The sequence below is a fragment of the Acinetobacter sp. CIP 64.7 genome, from assembly GCF_000369745.1.
GTDB lineage: Bacteria > Pseudomonadota > Gammaproteobacteria > Pseudomonadales > Moraxellaceae > Acinetobacter > Acinetobacter fasciculus.
In genome coordinates this window covers 5,900-7,199 of the sequence record NZ_KB850187.1, presented here as the reverse complement: position 1 = coordinate 7,199, position 1,300 = coordinate 5,900, and the positions used below count along the sequence as shown (strand labels likewise).

2 protein-coding genes are annotated in these 1,300 nt (G+C 39.8%); both read right to left on the bottom strand.

Annotated features, from left to right (window positions below; all coding sequences use genetic code 11):
• The coding region (locus F890_RS17550) for a BapA/Bap/LapF family prefix-like domain-containing protein (protein WP_005268515.1) at positions 1-671 on the bottom strand (671 nt) is incomplete at its 3' end.
• 410 nt (positions 672-1,081) lie between these two features.
• Positions 1,082-1,300: hypothetical protein (locus F890_RS18695; RefSeq protein WP_005268514.1), on the bottom strand; the 219-nt coding region annotated here is incomplete at its 5' end.

The window sequence follows — 1,300 nt, the reverse complement described above, 5'->3', positions numbered from 1 at the left end:
TTGGCAGTTTGTTCTGTCGCTGGTAATGCCTCAACTTTTGCTTGAGCTGCTGCTTTCGCCGCTTCGGCATCAGTCTTAGCCTTTTCAAGCGCCGCTTTTTCGGTCGGGTTGATTAAACCGTCTGTGTTCGCTGCTGTTAAGGCATCTTTGGCATCTTGATACGCTTGTTCTGCCGCAACCACTGCTGCTGTCGCTGCTTTATATGCTGCTGACGGTCCTTGGTCGCCCCCACCATTTCCACCATCACTACCGCCGCCACTTAAGCCTGCTGCCAAACCTCCCACAGCAACTGCCCCTGCAGTCCACGCCCAAAGAGGCACGCCCTCTGAATATAATAATGGCTCAATTGTCGTTAATGGCTCATACACCACTTCAGCAAGAAATGCGCCTGTTTCATCCGTTAACTTCACCCAAAGCAACTGATTGCCATCTTCTAATACCAGACTGTTATCGGTTGCTGTCGTGGTGCTATAGAAATTTTGAATCACAATAACTTCACCGCTTTTTAAACGAATGACAACATCCGCTCCATTGCGCTGAATCTCTGAAATATCTGCTTTTGCAACCCCTAATGTCACCACCGAGGCTTCGGTGAGTGCAACACTATTCTTATCTGTCGTCTGAGATAAAACCTCGTGTCCTTCTTTTGCAACAATTTTAATACTTGGCATGCTTTCACCCTGATTGTTAGATTTTAATGGCTTTGTTGCATAAATATGTAAGCATTTGATTTAAATAGATTTAATTTTGGATCAAAAAATAATCAAAACTTTTAAAATCATATAGTTATGAAATCTTTGTGCAACAAAGCCGATTTTAATAGCTAAAAAGTAAACAAAAATATATATGCACCATACAATACATTAGAAAATGTGAATCACCACATTAGAAAATATGAATCACCTTGCATAATTTTAATTAAAATTTAAATGTTATACATATTTCTATGTATAGCTACCTCTTATTTCTGTTAGTATAAGCCCCAAATTTAAAATTAGATCTATTCTATTCAAATTTAAGTTACAACCTGAGTGTGGGGTCGGCGTAATTCTGTAAATTTATCTTTCAATGACTTCGTATTTTACCTAGATGGAATCACTGCATGGGCTTGCTGATCCGCATCTGCAATGACCTTACGGTATTGTTTTATGTCATAATCCTCATCTGTATAGTTGGATTGACTATGTAACCCACATTCTTTCAACGTGCCTTCCGTATATTTCGCCATATAGTACACAGAAATGAATTGTTGTTTCCGATGTAGACGTTTGAAACTGAACCGTACCGGGTTTGTCGGAGA